The 15,110-nt window shown below is 42.8% G+C and carries 12 protein-coding genes, 2 tRNA genes and 1 pseudogene; 8 read left to right on the top strand and 7 right to left on the bottom strand.

Going from position 1 to position 15,110, the window contains the following annotated elements; translation table 11 throughout:
* Positions 1 to 181: 181 nt before the first annotated feature.
* The 4 genes from C7Y66_RS17285 to C7Y66_RS17270 all read left to right on the top strand — a co-directional run bounded on the left by C7Y66_RS17285 (position 182) and on the right by C7Y66_RS17270 (position 7,126).
* The gene (locus C7Y66_RS17285; protein ID WP_233222724.1) at positions 182 to 1,585 is read left to right on the top strand and encodes a M48 family metallopeptidase; all 1,404 of its coding nucleotides are present in this window, start codon (positions 182 to 184) and stop codon (positions 1,583 to 1,585) included.
* Positions 1,582 to 4,860: a glycosyltransferase family 39 protein gene (locus C7Y66_RS17280; RefSeq protein ID WP_106546541.1), complete on the top strand. Its 3,279-nt coding sequence runs from the start codon at positions 1,582 to 1,584 to the stop codon at positions 4,858 to 4,860. The genes C7Y66_RS17285 and C7Y66_RS17280 overlap by 4 nt, the downstream gene beginning before the upstream one ends.
* Before the next feature lie 183 nt (positions 4,861 to 5,043).
* On the top strand, positions 5,044 to 6,009 hold the full coding sequence (locus tag C7Y66_RS17275; protein WP_106546540.1) for a lysylphosphatidylglycerol synthase transmembrane domain-containing protein: 966 nt from the start codon (positions 5,044 to 5,046) through the stop codon (positions 6,007 to 6,009).
* A 10-nt stretch (positions 6,010 to 6,019) separates the two neighbouring features.
* Complete coding sequence (locus C7Y66_RS17270) at positions 6,020 to 7,126, top strand: hypothetical protein (protein ID WP_106546539.1); 1,107 nt, start codon at positions 6,020 to 6,022, stop codon at positions 7,124 to 7,126.
* A gap of 101 nt (positions 7,127 to 7,227) precedes the next feature.
* Here C7Y66_RS17270 and C7Y66_RS17265 read toward each other — a convergent pair whose 3' ends face one another.
* The 5 genes from C7Y66_RS17265 to C7Y66_RS17250 all read right to left on the bottom strand — a co-directional run bounded on the left by C7Y66_RS17265 (position 7,228) and on the right by C7Y66_RS17250 (position 9,941).
* A complete protein-coding gene (locus C7Y66_RS17265; RefSeq protein ID WP_106546538.1) occupies positions 7,228 to 8,754 on the bottom strand; it encodes a slipin family protein in 1,527 nt (508 codons plus the stop codon).
* A 244-nt stretch (positions 8,755 to 8,998) separates the two neighbouring features.
* Positions 8,999 to 9,298 (bottom strand): hypothetical protein, encoded by a 300-nt coding sequence (locus C7Y66_RS30575; protein WP_146149814.1) that lies wholly within the window; start codon positions 9,296 to 9,298, stop codon positions 8,999 to 9,001.
* Positions 9,268 to 9,340: transfer RNA gene (locus C7Y66_RS17260), tRNA-Ile, on the bottom strand. The genes C7Y66_RS30575 and C7Y66_RS17260 overlap by 31 nt, the downstream gene beginning before the upstream one ends.
* Positions 9,341 to 9,342: 2 nt before the next feature.
* A tRNA-Tyr gene (locus C7Y66_RS17255) sits at positions 9,343 to 9,414 on the bottom strand.
* A 209-nt stretch (positions 9,415 to 9,623) separates the two neighbouring features.
* Positions 9,624 to 9,941: a hypothetical protein gene (locus C7Y66_RS17250; RefSeq protein WP_199197486.1), complete on the bottom strand. Its 318-nt coding sequence runs from the start codon at positions 9,939 to 9,941 to the stop codon at positions 9,624 to 9,626.
* Between the two features lie 112 nt (positions 9,942 to 10,053).
* Between C7Y66_RS17250 and C7Y66_RS17245 the strand changes: the two genes are divergently transcribed.
* The 4 genes from C7Y66_RS17245 (at position 10,054) to mtnC (ending at position 13,163) form a co-directional block, all read left to right on the top strand.
* Entirely contained in the window at positions 10,054 to 10,710 is a 657-nt protein-coding gene (locus C7Y66_RS17245) for a TetR/AcrR family transcriptional regulator (protein ID WP_106546537.1), read from the top strand.
* Positions 10,711 to 10,721: 11 nt separating this feature from the next.
* Positions 10,722 to 11,075 carry a multidrug efflux SMR transporter gene (locus tag C7Y66_RS17240; RefSeq protein WP_106546536.1) on the top strand — a complete coding sequence of 118 codons (354 nt, stop codon included), beginning with the start codon at positions 10,722 to 10,724 and terminating at the stop codon, positions 11,073 to 11,075.
* 41 nt (positions 11,076 to 11,116) lie between these two features.
* Positions 11,117 to 12,373, top strand: coding sequence for a glycosyltransferase (locus C7Y66_RS17235; RefSeq protein WP_106546535.1), 1,257 nt, complete (start codon positions 11,117 to 11,119; stop codon positions 12,371 to 12,373).
* 61 nt (positions 12,374 to 12,434) lie between these two features.
* Complete coding sequence (gene mtnC, locus C7Y66_RS17230) at positions 12,435 to 13,163, top strand: acireductone synthase (protein ID WP_106546534.1); 729 nt, start codon at positions 12,435 to 12,437, stop codon at positions 13,161 to 13,163.
* A gap of 2 nt (positions 13,164 to 13,165) precedes the next feature.
* On the opposite strand, the gene C7Y66_RS17225 is transcribed toward mtnC, so the two are convergent.
* Together C7Y66_RS17225 and C7Y66_RS17220 are read right to left on the bottom strand one after the other, a co-directional pair.
* Positions 13,166 to 14,131, bottom strand: a complete 966-nt coding sequence (locus C7Y66_RS17225) for a DMT family transporter (RefSeq protein ID WP_106546533.1) — start codon at positions 14,129 to 14,131, stop codon at positions 13,166 to 13,168.
* Between the two features lie 135 nt (positions 14,132 to 14,266).
* Positions 14,267 to 15,110, bottom strand: a pseudogene (locus C7Y66_RS17220) (hypothetical protein); the annotation flags it as partial.

Below are 15,110 nucleotides of genomic sequence, written 5' to 3'. Positions count from 1 at the left end.
ACCTTACTCACTGCTCACTACTCACTACTCACTTCTTATGAATAATTTGCTCTACTACTTGAATACCATTCGACTCAGATTTACTAATATATTACCTGTTACTGAAACAGGAATAATTAGTCAAAATCAAGTTAAAAAAGAGGTTTGGTATAATTGGTTTGAGCGCACGAGACTTACTTTTTTGGTTGCATCTTTTGCTTTATTTTTAGGGGTAAAATCTCCTTGGTATAGTTTACCTCCCGAAGCTTTAGAGGCATTTGACACTAATCTTAGGATCGCCAGTGCAGGTAGGGTTATTGCTTTATTGTTTGCGCTTTTAGCTGGGGCGATCGCCTTCCAATTTATAGCGGTTTTCAATTGGGTAAAACACACGAGTAGGGGCGCACAGCTGTGCGCCCCTACCAATGTCACGCATACAATCGAGAATTGCTATAGTCGCGGTCGCACTGCTCGAATGCTATTCTGGAGTGGATTAATCGCCGTACTACTTTTTCCTTACTTGATTACTACCTGGTCGCCTACCGTAGCTTTTTTAAGTGCGGCTTACTACAAACAAGGGGTAGAAGCTACTCATCACGTCCAAAGAAACTTTCCGAAAATTCAGTCTCAGTGGAAACAGAATATAACTTTAAGTCAACCCGAGCCAATCAAATCGATCGCTTATTTTTCGATTGAAGATAGTCGCTTTTTTCAAATGTCGTCCTGGGATCGAATCTGGGTCGAGGGATTTGGTTATAGTAATAATTTTTTTGCATATATCGGTCGCGGTTGGAGCTATGCTGTTGCTGGTTTAGTCATTAGTTTAATGGCTTGTTATTTAGGGTTAGCTGAGCAAAGTTTTAACGCTTTGATAACAGATCTAGCTAAGTTTTTGCCTTGGGCGGGAGTGGCGATCGCTTTACTAACTCTATCAATGCTTTTACCCAATTTCATCGATCGCCACCTAGATACGCTATATGCTCAAGGTCAGTATCGCCCAGTTGTCACTATTAGTAGGATTTTAAAAACTTGTTATCCTCCCTTGCAAGGCGACACGGAATTTCTACGGCGCATGGCAGAAGCCGGATTTTATGCTAACCGACCAGATTCAGATGCGATCGAATTTGTCAAGGGATTAGAAAGCTATCGACGCAAAGATTTTATCCGGGCTGAAGACTATTTTCAAAATGCCTTAGCAATGCAACCGCAAAACTTTTTAGTGCGGGAATATCTCACGACAAGTATCTTAAACCAGGGAGTCACTTATTTTAATGGTCCTAACAGCCCCACAAACCATCAAACAGGATTAGCAATAGAGCGTTTTGAACGGGCATTGCAAATTTTTCCAGCTCATATTGAAGCGCTTTACGACTTAATGCTGGCTAGGGCTGCTAATGGTGAATTCGATCGCTCGGCATCAGCAGCACGACAAATTATCGAAACGCAAGAGTACCCCCAGCAAAGCAATTTGGCTTTGTTGGGGCAAGCATATCTGCATAACTCTTGGGCGAGCTACCATGATGGCAAGATCGAAAAAGCTTGGGAGCAGTATCGCCAATCTATTGACAATAAAGCTTGGAAGGAATCTGGCGAGGGTCAAGAATGAAGCGTTTAAATCGTTGGCTATCGCTCGGATTAGTCTTAATCCTGGGCTTTTTATTGGGCGTGACAGGCTTTTCTGTTTGGGATAAAAGTCCTGCTGCTGCCGATCGCGTTGCTTGGTCTGCCCAGACGCAGTGGATTGCTCCCCAAACGCCTACTTACCGTTTTTATGCTCGTCGGTCTTTTTTCCTAAATGACGTTCCCGCAGCAGGCTGGTTGCGGTTGAGTGCCGATAACGATTTCATTCTTTATGTTAATGGACGGGCGATCGCTAGAGACAGAAATATTCTCTATCATTCTCTGGGTTTAGGAAGTCGGTTTACGGAAGAGTTTCAACGAGCAAATGATAGCGTCGCTTACCGATCGCGGGGTTACGATTGGATTCAGCTTGCCAATGCTCAAGATTGGAAATTAACCACCTATGTTGACTTAACTCGTCACCTCCAAGCTGGGAGAAATACGATCGCGATCGAGGTGCAAAAGAGTCGGCAAAATCCGCGTGTGGTAGTTGAGGGTGCTGTCTATCCCTTATCTACATCACCCGCAATCGATCTGGCAACAGGTACAACACCGTGGGTAGTTTCAAATCTCAACGAAGCCCACAATGGTTTGCTTTGGTTCGATCGCGATTTCCCTGATGAAAGTTGGTCTTCAGCTAAAGCAATTGGTTCGGTGCAAGAAGGAACTTACAATCGCCTCAGTCCAAGACTATTCGATCGCTTCTTAGAGGGAAATTGGATTACCGGAATTGAAAGTACCCAAGGAGAAGTGTGGCTGAGAAGTGATTGGCAGATACCACAACATCAGTTTTCCCGTGCCTTCATTCGGTTTGCCGGAGATGGGAAGTATACTTTGCTGATTAACGGTTTATTGGTCAACCGCTACGAGGCTGAGGATAACAACCAATTACACATGTATGAGGTGACAAATTTTCTCCGACCTGGCAGCAATACCCTGGCTGTACATTTGACTCGACCCCTGCACCAACTTGGTGCGGCGGCTCCCTTTAATCCGCTCGGATTTTTCTTGGATGGCTGGGCAGAAACTAAGTCGCACGCAGCGATCGCACCCATTGCTACAAATAACACTTGGAAGACTCTGGAGCAACCTGTATCTGGCTGGTTCAAGGGTGAAGGTGAAGCACAAGCAGCACAGGTTTTGGGTTCGCCAGACGTACAAAAGTTAGAACGCACGTTTGAGGGCGATGCATATCTGCTGAATTATCCCGATTACCTCTGGCACTTTTGGCTGTGGCAGTTAGCAGGTATGGGTTGTGCTGTAATTAGTGCTTGGAGTCTCGGTAGATTTTGGCTGGGCGATCGCCATAGCTGGTGGAACAGTTTGGGCGCTGGGGCAGAACTATTATTACCAGGAACGCTGTTTCTGATTGGAATTGGTTTACTCAAGCATCGCTATGCAGAAGCAGAACGGGGACTGCTGTTTTTTCAACAACAAAGCGATTCGCTCATCTTGCTAGGGTTTTTAATCGTCGTGTTGCTGACGCTGTTGTGGAGTTGGCGGGAAAGGAGACTAGCTTGCTTGGGGTTGTGGTTGCCTATGGGGTTAACTGCCTTTATCAGCTTGAGTTTAGTCGGTAGCGTTGGGGCATCTCCAATCAGTATGTGCTTAATTTTGTTTGGATTTGGGGCGATCGCCCTGTTTATTTTACTTCCCAGCCACACGCGACATAGTTACATAAATCGATTAACGACAGTTTATCAGACGTATTCTCCTGCATGTAATCAATGGTTGATGCTGGGTGCGATCGTTGCGATCGGTTTTGTTGTGAGAGCCTATAACCTGGGCTTTGTAGACCTTGATGCGGATGAAAATACTTCTTTAGATGCAACGAGGGGAATTCTCCGTACAGGTGCGCCTCAAGCGACATCTGGTATTTGGTACACCCGCTCTCCAGCCTATCACTACATGCTGGCTCTGTGGCTGCGGCTGCTAGGGGATTCAGTTGTGAATGCTCGCTTTTTATCGGTACTTTGGGGTACAGCCACCCTAGTTTTGGTCTTTATCCTCACCCGCAAAATTACTGGAAAAGCTTGGATAGCCCTCATCGTTACAGCAATCTTAGCTTTCGATCCTTCGCAAGTCTATTTTTCTCGCTTTATTCGGTTTTACCAAGTCGTTCAATGCCTGAGCATTTTAAGTTTCTGGTTGTTCCTCAAAGGGTTTGTCGATCGCAGTGGTAGAGCTTATCAATATGGATTCTTCATTGCTCTAACTCTAACGATCTTAAATCAAGAGGTAACTGTAACTTTATTGCCTTGCTTTTTAGTAGGATTTATATTTTTCTATCGACCTTTTCGCTGGGCGGACGATTGGCAAATTGTTATGAGTAGCGTCGTTTCAATGGGAATTATTGCTTACGACCTTGTTTTTTTCTCGATTCGATGTCTGACTCCTTGGGTAGCTCTTTCCGACAGTACAGACGCTTATCTCAAAGTTCATTTCTTTAGCATTTCAGGACTGGCAAACAATTTCTTTGTGGGTCCCAGTCGAATGCATATTATTTATAGTTTTTTCTTTTTGTTAGGCTGGATATATTTTCTCAAGCGGCGAGATGGAAAAACATTGTTTTTGTTCAGTAGCGTCTCGATCAACTTGATACTACTCACTATTTTGATTTATCAAATTGCTACGAGGTACACCTACCAAATTTATCCCATATTTATTTTACTCGCTGTTTATAGTGCTGCTTGTATTGCCGAAAGTGTAGCTAGCAAATTTGAGGTATTTACGAGAAACTTGTTACCGATTAGAGGAATTGCGATCGCTAGCGTTCTCTTACTTTTAATCCTGAATGTAGAACCAAATCGAGTTTTAGCCAGCTATCACGACGCACTCACTAGGCGCAACAATGAAGCATTCGCATATATTAGCAGTCATAGACAAGCAGGCGATGTTGTGATTTCGACTTCTCCGGCTGCTGCTTCAACTGGTTTAGGTGGTCTAGATTACTTTATTCCAGGCAATATACGCTTCGACGTTTTCTATTGGAATAACGGTCGAGTGATCGATCGCTGGGGTGGTGGCAAATTAATTAGTAATTTAGATCAAATGAGCCATGTTTTAGAGAATTCTAAGCGCGTATGGTTGCATGTAGACAATCACACAGAAGGTAGATTTGAACCTGTATTTCGCAACTATATTGAAACTCTAGGTCAACCAATTATGGAAACTTTTGGAGCGCGGGTACGGTTGTGGAAACCAGAAGATGGTGTATTTCCCCACGTACCTTATCAAGGAGGAGATTTAGGAGCTTATTAAATTTGTCATACCAATTCTATTTATTCTTGCAAAAATCCGTCTCTCATAGCCCCCCTTTTTAAGGGGGGTTGGGGGGATCTTCTGCGGCGTAGTCGTAAAGAATTGATAGTACTATTTGGTCAATACTTATAACCCACATCCATTAATTATTAATGCCAACTGTCATTTTTTTGAGGCAATTAAGTGAAAGTAAAACCAATATTTTTAATCAAACTTATTGTTAGCGCAGGAATACTAGCTTTAGTATTGACTCGGATGGATTTTTATCAAGTCTGGGTACAATTTCAGTACCTATCCCCATCTTTTATTATCTTTGCTTTGCTATTCTACACGGGTTGTCAACTGTTGAGTTGTTGGCGATGGCAAGTGGTTTTGTGGTCTAGCGGACATTCTGCACCAATGAGTAGTTTACTCAGTAGTTATTTCGCTGGAATGTTTTTGAATATTTTCCTCCCAGGCGCACTAGGCGGAGATGTTTATCGAGTTTATCGAGTCGCGCAGTCAACTAAAGATTCAGAGGTTGCACTTGTATCTGTTTTCCTAGAAAGATTTACTGGACTTGCTGCTCTTTCTGGCTTGGCAGTCATTGGTTTAGTTCCTGCTTTTAAATTAATTGGACGCTGGGATATTTTACTTTTATTTACAGCTTGTGTTGGTTCGCTGGTAGGAGCAGTTTTACTGATAGCAAGTCCAAAGTTATTAATTTGGGCAGAACCTTGGTTAATTAAGTTTCGATTGAGCGCAGTAGCAGCTCGATTTGCGAAAATTCAAATTCTCTTACGCACATTTGCCCAACATCGCCAAGCTTTATTATTATCAATGGGGCTATCACTATTACTACAACTAGCTATAGTTTATTACCATTACATAGTTGCCCATCAGCTAAATATTCCAATTTCTTATTTAGAACTCTTAGTTTTTATTCCAATTATTGTTGTAGTAACTTTACTACCAATATCTTTAGGTGGAATTGGACTGAAAGAAGGGTTATGGGCTTATTTATTTAGTCGCATCGGTCTTTCAGTAGAACAAGCTCTACTACTTTCTCTCACAATTACAGTTTTGGGTTGGATGTTAAGTTTGCCTGGAGCAGTTGTTTTACTGTTGGATTCTACAGGTTTTCAGCAAGTTAGGCAAGGGAATAAATAGGTGATAACAAGTGAAAGTACGCAGATTAGTATTGATAGCGCTGTTGTTGTTCTCAACAAATAAAGGAGAAAAAGCGATCGCCTCTCCATTAATTTTAGTAGATTCAGGCGATCGAATATCTCAGTTTGACATTGCTAAACGCCCGATTTCAACTCCCCTAACTCAGGGAAACAAAAAGCGTACAGACTTTCACTACGAGTCATCCCATCTCATTAGCAATTATCTCTACCGTCGTCTTTCTAAGTCATATAATGCTATATCACCGAGTGGGGCGCATAGTGCCAACATCGACTGGGAACGTCACCGGACGAACAAGTGGTATATTGAAGCGCAGCGCTACGGTGAAGGATTAGTGATTGGCGGGTTAGTCAGCAACAATCCTCAAGCTATCCAAGCGGGATTCAAGATGTTTGACTGGGGATTCAAGCAACAGGCTGCGGACGGTAGTTTTAAGGGAACGGGCGATCCCTTCCACAGTACTTCGTTCTTCGTACAGGCAGTTGCCCATAGTCTTCTAGTCATCCAGCAATCTCCCCAAGCAAATAAGTATGCAGCACAAGTATCGCGTTACAAGCCTTTGGTTAGACGTGCTGCCCGTTGGATGATTTCTCAAGATGTCTGGAAACAGGGAATTAAACGGAACCAGCCTTACACCCATCGCCGATATGCAGTTGCAGTAGCCTTGGGGTTGACAAGCAAATTAACTGGGGATGCAGAGTTGATGAAATATGCCCGTCAGTCGCTTCAGGAAGGCTTAACTTTACAGCGTCCAAATGGGATTAATCCAGAAAAAGGTGGGCATGATAGTAGTTATCAAATGGTAGGTGTAGTGTATGCTCAGCGTTGGGTGACTTACTTTCCAGACGATCCCCTCACGCCAAAAGTAAAGACGGCGATTGAGAAAGCCTTGGCATGGCAGCAAACCAGAATTTCAGCTTCAGGAGAAATTAGTACTCAGGGCAATACTCGCACTGCGGGGCAGGAAACTGGACGAACTGGTAAGGTAAAAGCAGTGGACTACAATATGGTAATTCGCGGGTTTGCTTATTGGGCAGCTGTGACACAAAATTCTAAATGGGGTGCGATCGCTCAAAAAATTGCTAAATTTTATTATTAATTCTGGCGTTCGGTCAATCGCAAATCATATGAGGGCGGGTTTATAGAGTTCTTCATATGTGTATGGAGATGTCTGGTGAACCCGCCCCTACAGTAATATGGTTATTGCCGATTAATTTGAATTAATTCGGTTAAAATACTATCTAAACTGCCATTAACTTGAATGCGATCGATCTTTTCAGCGATTCGTTCTAACACCTCCAATTCCTTCAAACGCAAGGCGACGGGGTTATCTTCCATCACTTTTGCAGTATTTAACATACTGCGAGTAGCTGCGGTTTCTTCTCTACGTCTGACTACATTTGCTTGAGCAGCTTTTTCTGCTTCTACCACTTTGCTCAAAATTGTCTTAATCTCGCCTGGTAAAATTATATCTTTCACCCCGACAGAATCAACTTCAATTCCATAGTCTGCGGTTTTGCTACGAATGTATTCAGCAACACTGCGATCGATCGCACCTTTATTTTCTAATAGTGCATCCAAAGATTGTTCGCCCACTGCGGCGCGTAAAGCAAACTGTAATTCTTTGTACAAGAAACTAGAAATATCTGATAAGCCATTTTTTGCTCTCAGTGGATCTTGAATGCGAAAACCAGCAGTTAAGTTCAAGCGTAAAGGAACTTTATCTTTCGACAAGATATCTTGACCGGATACCTCAATATTTTGCAAGCGCATATCAATGACTTCGGTTTGAAAAGAGCGTCCAAATAGCCACCAAGCATGTATTCCTGGCTGTAATAACGCTTGAAATTCTTGATTTACATACAATAAACCAACGTGCTGTGCAAGTACTTCGCGAACGTGCAAACTGTTGTGGCTTAGTAATAGAACTTCTTTAGAACCTGCCAACAATTCTGCTACTAAATTAGGCGATAATTTAGCATTGCTACTAATATCAATCATTTCCACTTCCACACCGCGCCAAAATAACTTACGGTTCGTGGGTGGCAAAATAGCAATAACTTTACCCAAATATCGTATAATTGCTACTTGTCGATCTTGTAATTGTACGATTTCACAGTAAGCTGAGACAAACTCAGGATGTTTTTCAATCAATACATCTTCTAGTGGAAAGTCTGGGTTAGGTACGATCCGGCTGAGAGTTCTTACTGCAACATCCCGATTCACAGTCCAAAAGGCATATTCTCCCTGTTCCAAAGATCGAATAAAGTTATTTTGGGCGTAAAGTAAGCCAATTTCATATTCTGAAATTTGGAATTTTTTCAATCCATTTATGGCAAGTCCGCGCAATTGCTGAACAAATTCAGCAGGTAATTCTAGACTTTCTTCTAAATTGAAAATATGAAATTCTAGATCAATAAAACCTCGCCAAAAAGTACGCATTTGATTTGGTGCAACGCTTATCCAATTTTGACCGCAGCGTACTAAAGCGGCTTGACTAAATGTTGTTCTGACAATTAACAGATGCTCTTGTAATTCGGCTTCGTGGGTTCTGAGCAATAATTCTAAGTTTTCAATCTTAACTTCTGGCTGGTTCAAGTCATAAGTTTTTACTTGCCAATGGCGACCCAAATAAGTGTAAGTCCCTGACTGCAAAATCTTTTTAAAATCGCTGCGGTGATATAAAATTCCAATTTCGTTAGGCTTAATGTAAAAGGTTTTCCACATAGATAATTGAATAGATGAGATGAGACTCGTAAGGTGGGCAATGCTCACCCTACGCCGGAATTTCAATAGCCAGATGCTTATAATCCTCAGCAAGGTAATTTCAGTATACTACATATAATACAAAAATATTTTTTACTCTGCCAGAACAGTGTTTAACAGTCTTGGTGCGGGCAAAAGATTCTCTAAAACTGGATTAAGATTGCTGCTACCTTGCCAGAACTACCCAAATGTAATTCAACCAAAGTCAACAACGCTCAGATATGCCGTTCGGTTTACCCGTTCCAGAGTCCCTGTAGAGAAACGGATTGGGAAAACGAAGGGACATACTCAAGTTAGAGAGAATTACATTTGCGCTGGCTCCTTTACTGCGAACAAACACCTGCTTGACAGAGTAAGTGACGAATAAAACGTTTTCAGCCGTTCTTAGCACTGGGAAAAACCCACTACTAACTGCTTCTTCCGAAGCCGCCTTGTCCCTAACAAGGTGTCCGTACCCAGGACGAGGGGATCTTGGAGAAAGTACAGGAATCGAACCTGCTACCAATCGGCGATACACCGATTGCTCTACCAAATGAGCTAACTTTCGGGGGTTTGATACAGGATTTGAACCTGCGACATCCCGCATACAGCAGGCGCTCTTACCAACTGAGCTAATCAAACGGTGAAATAGCTAAAGTACTCTGCGGTATACGCTTATACTATGAGTCAGCGCACCAGTCGGGTATGCAGAACCCGTACTACAGCTTTGTAACTTTATGACTACCTCGGTATAAATTTAACACAACAATCACGAATAGCAAGCGAGAAATTACTCAAGTTGCATATTTTATTAACAACTTAGGAGCGATCGCATTTCTGCTTTATACGTTCTACTTATGAGCTGCATCGTGAATTTTTATCTTGTCTAAAATATGCTTGAAAATCCATGTTTGAGCAGCTTTTAGTTCTGGCTTTGGTGCAGTAATTGTTCTCGCTGCACCTGTTTTTCTGAGAATTTGGAAGCGGCAATAATGCGAACTGGAAGATGCAGGATATTTGTCAGCCAAGAAATATAATTTTTCGACGCTGATTCCCATTGCTAATGCTATTTCTTCATCAGTGTTGCATTCAGGTAATCCTCTCTTGCGTAACTGTTCGAGATTACCTGCGGTGAAGGGTGGAAGATTAGCTTGAGAATGAATATTCATAATTGTTACTTTACCAGGTGGCTACAGCCTTGAGACGTATGGCTTAATTCACGTATCTCTAAAGATAATTCCAAGGGTTGACTTTTTCTCAGTTATCGTTCATAACAGTGACATGGACAATAACACTGTTACAGGTAAAGACGACGTTACTAATTACCGTGCAGCCCAAGACTTGCATCAGCAAGCTTTACGCAGGGGAGTTTTGGATGATGCCAGCAATCTTCTGGTGCGAGAGGGACCAACGGCTCTGAGTATGAGGCGAATTGCACAGCTTGTTGGTTGCTCGACCACCGTACTTTACACCATGTTTGGCAATAAACAGGGGTTAGTAGATCAACTGTATCTGCGAGGTTTCGGAATGTTGCGACAAGCACTAGAAGCCGTTCCTCATCCAGGTAACTCACGAGAATACATCTATGCACTGTGTTATGCCTATCGAGAGTTTGCCCTGACTCACTCTACTTACTATGCGATTATGTTTCTCAAAGTAATTCCCGAATACTCCCCACCAGATTCGAGTCGGCAGTTGGGTTTGGAAAGTTTTCGCTTAATGGTTCAAACTGTTCAAGACTGTATCGATCGCAAAAGTGAAGCCGGAGATGAAGCTTGGGAGATTGCTCGGATCGTCTGGGCATCACTGCACGGTCATGTGGGTTTAGAGCTATCAGGATACTTTAATTACCCTGGAGTGTCACCACAACACTTGTTAGAAAAAGCTTTACAAGCACTTATGAATCAGCTCTTGCCATCAAGAGATAACATGCAATGAAATAACATGCAATGAATCAATTTCTACAACAGCCTTGGTTATTGGTTGCAGTGTCAGCCTGCTGTAGTTGTACGGGCAGTCTTTTGTTAAAACAATCGCGTTTAGTAACTAAAAATCCTGGTTTTTTAGCAATGGTTGTTTCTCCCTGGTTTATTATGTCTCTCATTGCCTACAGTACGGGGCTAATTCTATTTGCCAAAGCACTCGATCGCCTGCCTGTTTCGATCGCAGTTCCATTTTCTACGGGGCTGGGATTTATTTTAATTACAATTTTGTCTCACTATTTGTTTGGCGAACGGTTGAGTATTAGCCAGCTAGCAGCTTCCAGCCTAATTATTGTTGGAATTATTGCGATCGCCCGTTAGTTATTACTCGTTGTTCAGTTGATTCTGTGGAGGATAAAGCAATGGCTCACATTGGCATTCTCTGTCTAGCAGCTACGGGACACTTAAACACCATATTTCCACTAGGACGCGAACTGCAACGACGCAAACATCAAGTTACTATTTTTAGCGATCCAAGAGCAAAAGCAAAAGCACTTGCAGCAGGTTTCAATTTCTGTAGCATAGGTTTTACACCTGATGAAAATGGAAAGATTCAAAAAAATACTACATTAGCAAATTTATCTAACATTTATGATACCTTACAAAGATTTGCACGGATAGCAGAAACTCGACTGAAAACAGCACCAGCAATTATTGCAGAACAAAACGTAGATGCATTACTGGTAGATTTATCTGTGTTTGAAGGGGGGACGATCGCAGATTATCTCAACCTTCCCTACGTGACTATCTGCTGTATGCTCCCTTTCTATCAAGATTCAGCCATTCCGCCTATTCCTACAACCGGGCGATATAATCCTGCATGGTGGGCGCAACTCCGCAATCGTGCTGCCTACAGTCTCCTCAATCGATTCGCGCAACCTGTTTGGCAGATAATTGCCGATTATCGCCAAAAATGGAAATTACCTGCTTACTCGCAAATCAACGATATTTTTTCCCATCTTGCCATCATCACGCGCCACATTCCCGAATTTGAGTTTCCGCGTCAATTACCCCCACACTTTCATTTTACTGGACCATTTCATCAAGCAATTGAAAGACAACCTGTAGAATTTCCGTTCGAGCAATTAAACGGCAAGCCGCTAATTTACGCCTCTATGGGAACTCTACAAAATCGCTTCGAGCGAGTGTTTCATGCGATCGCCGCAGCCTGTGTAGAGCTAGACAACCAACTCGTCATTTCTCTAGGTGGGGGACTCGCTCCAGAAGCATTTCCGAACTTGCCTGGAAATCCCTTAGTTGTAAAGTATGCACCTCAACTAGAACTGCTGGAAAAAGCTAGTCTGAATATTACTCATGCTGGACTCAATACTACCTTAGAATCATTAGATTATGGTGTTCCGATGGTTGCCATACCTATTACCGACGATCAACCAGGAGTTGCAGCACGGATTGCTTGGGTAGGAGCTGGAGAATTTGTAACACTTTCTCGCTTAAATGTTTCTAGCTTGCAAAATGCGATCGCACGAGTATTAACAGAAAGATCGTACAAACAAAATGCAGTCCGATTACAAAAATTGATTCATAAAACTGGAGGAGTCACTCACGCAGCCGATATTATCGAACAGGCTGTATCTACTAAGAGTCCAGTTGTATGTTAAGTTGAGCGGCAGCATATGTATACTGTATAAGACTGATGCATATAACGATTCCAGCGTAACCATGCCCGATCGCTATTCTGCTCGTGCAGATATTATCTTGCTCGATATTGAAGGAACCACAACCCCGATTGATTACGTTTTCGGCGTGTTGTTTCCTTTTGCTCAAAAGCAGGTAGGATCGTTTCTACAAACTTATCATCAGGAAACTGAAGTACAGGCAGATATAGAGCGATTGCGGCAAGAGTATGCAGTTGATATTGCTCAGGGATTAGACATACCTGAATGGGTGGATAACTCTGCAACCGCCGCCGTACCTTACATTCATTATTTAATAGCAACCGATCGCAAATCTACCGGACTCAAATCGTTACAGGGGAAAATTTGGGAAAGCGGTTATCGAGATGGGACGTTGCGATCGCAACTTTTTCCCGATGTTAAACCTGCATTTGAACGTTGGATTCGCGAAGGTAAGCGATTGTATATCTTTTCGTCAGGTAGCGTTCAGGCACAAAAATTGTTATTTCAATATTCCGAAGCAGGCGATTTAACTCAGTTTTTGATTGGCTATTTCGATACTGAAACTGGCTCAAAAAAAGAGGCAGAAAGTTATTGCAAAATTGCTCAAGCGATCGGTGTATCACCAAAGCAAATTCTCTTTATTTCAGATGTAACGGCGGAACTAAAAGCAGCGCTAGCGACGGGAATACAAACGCTCTTTTCTCTGCGAGCGGGTAATCGCACATCAGATTCAGAGGGGTTTCCTGTTATTAGTAGTTTTGATAATGTTTAATTTCAGTTAGGGTTATGCGATCGCTTAATTAAGGCTCGTTCCCCACTCAACAAAGCAATACCCAACGTGACAATACCAATACCTAAAATCTGGATTACATTCAAAGTTTCATGAATTACGAGCCAGGCAACTAATGCCGTCAATGCTGGACTGCTAGAACCAATTATTGAGGCAGCGGTTGCACCAATCGAGCGAATACCAATATTATTCAAAATGTGTCCGAGAAAACTCACCAATCCTGAAAATATGCCGCCAATCCATAAAGGAGTCCAGGCAAGATTGGTATAGGGGAGTTGCCAAAATAACAGACTCATGCCAGAAAATAGCAGCGTGGTGGCAAAACTGATCCAGGTGAAGGGAATGGGATGCAGTTTTTCAAAGCATTTTTGGGCAATGACTGTATAAAGAGCGTAAACAACTCCAGATCCGACGCTGGCAAGAATGCCGATCGCAATTGCATAACTATTCTGAGTAGGCGTAGATTGAGGAATTGTGAAGGCACTACCTACTAAAATGATGCCCATAACGACCCAGCGAAACAGTGTTGGGCGATCGCCAAAAAATTGCCAAGCTAGTAGTGCTGTGAATATGGGATAAGTAAAAAATAGCGTCATGGCGATGCCAGTTGGAATTAACCCAATGGCAACGTAGAGCGAGGCAACATAGACAAACATCAATACTCCACAGCCAAATGCCTGCACTAGAACATCGCGGCGATCGCGGTTAAATAAGCTGAGTAATTCTTTTAAAGCGGATGGATACAGTTTAGGTGCGAGAAATGCCATGAGTGGAACCACTAACAGCATTCGCATGAACATCAGCAAGAACGAATGAGGCAAATCGGGTTTAACGTATCCACCCAAAAGAAATAAACCGAGAACGAGATGCTCTGCAAATAGAACTCGAACGGTGATGTTGTGGAAAGATAAGACAAAGGAAGATAGGAGAACTATCAGAATGCCCAGCACAGTCAAAAAGTCGAGCGACTTCCCGATCTTACTGCTGAATCTACAAAGCAAGTCAAAAGTTAAAAGTCAAAAGTCAAAATGTCTAAGGCAAATAGCATTAATTGCCCTGATAATGCAAATTGCATATGTGACAGCTTAGTAGGATTGGCGATCGCCTGTTTGTGTTTCTCCCAATAACTGTGGCGTAGGCGTAATATCTACAACTCGGTGTGGTGTTGTATCCCAGTCTACTATTTTAGAAATTCGCTTGCCCAACTTCAAACCCATCTGTTGACCTGGAGAACCAAGCACGATTTTACCAACAGCCCCTCCTACCGTTACTGTTGCGGTTTCACCGACAAACTTTTGAGTTGTCTGAACGAACCATTGCTGAGTCGTTGCTGGCGATCGCTGTAGATTAGTTGTAGTTGCCGTGTCTTCTCCTAGCTGAGCGCCAATTGCTCCACCGACAATTGAACCAAAAACTGCCCCTGTTGGACCCAAAACTACCTTTCCCGCAACTGCACCAAAAATTTGCCCTGTAGTTTCGCCAATTTTTTCACTTGCTCTCTTTTGCAGGGTTTGAGCAATTTTTTCTGTTGTTAGTTCAGTTCCTTGAGTATTAGCCAACGAAACCAACTGGTCAACATGATGAACGGTTTCAGCACCAATTTGAGCGCCAATAATGCTACCAACAAAAACGCCAATCTGACCGCCTAAAATAGCGCCTGCGGGTCCCATGACGATCGCTCCCGCTGTAGCACCGATAGCGCCGCCAAACATATCTCCTACCGCTCCACCAACCAAAGTTGCACCAAATGTTCTCAACTGTGACTCAGCCGCGTCAGGCTGGCGATCGGAATTCATGCTATCTGATATATTTGTACCTAAGTCTATTTGTAAATTGCTTACCTGCGCGATCGCTGCTAGCAATTCCAAGGGCGGGATAGGAGTGCTTGCAAACTGAGTTACTTCATAAGTCTGTCTCTTATACACATCT

Origin of the sequence: Chroococcidiopsis sp. CCALA 051 (assembly GCF_003015105.1) — a bacterium.
Taxonomy (GTDB): Bacteria; Cyanobacteriota; Cyanobacteriia; order Cyanobacteriales; family Chroococcidiopsidaceae; genus Chroococcidiopsis; species Chroococcidiopsis thermalis.
This window is presented reverse-complemented; position numbering and strand designations above follow the sequence as displayed.

Bases quoted from the DNA above. Each gene is read 5' to 3' on its own strand.
- C7Y66_RS17280 (WP_106546541.1), top strand. From the start codon at position 1,582: ATGAAGCGTTTAAATCGTTGGCTATCGCTCGGATTAGTCTTAATCCTG.
- C7Y66_RS17265 (WP_106546538.1), bottom strand. From the start codon at position 8,754: ATGTGGAAAACCTTTTACATTAAGCCTAACGAAATTGGAATTTTATAT.
- C7Y66_RS17235 (WP_106546535.1), top strand. From the start codon at position 11,117: ATGGCTCACATTGGCATTCTCTGTCTAGCAGCTACGGGACACTTAAAC.
- C7Y66_RS17250 (WP_199197486.1), bottom strand. From the start codon at position 9,941: ATGAATATTCATTCTCAAGCTAATCTTCCACCCTTCACCGCAGGTAAT.
- C7Y66_RS17240 (WP_106546536.1), top strand. From the start codon at position 10,722: ATGAATCAATTTCTACAACAGCCTTGGTTATTGGTTGCAGTGTCAGCC.
- C7Y66_RS17245 (WP_106546537.1), top strand. From the start codon at position 10,054: ATGGACAATAACACTGTTACAGGTAAAGACGACGTTACTAATTACCGT.
- mtnC (WP_106546534.1), top strand. From the start codon at position 12,435: ATGCCCGATCGCTATTCTGCTCGTGCAGATATTATCTTGCTCGATATT.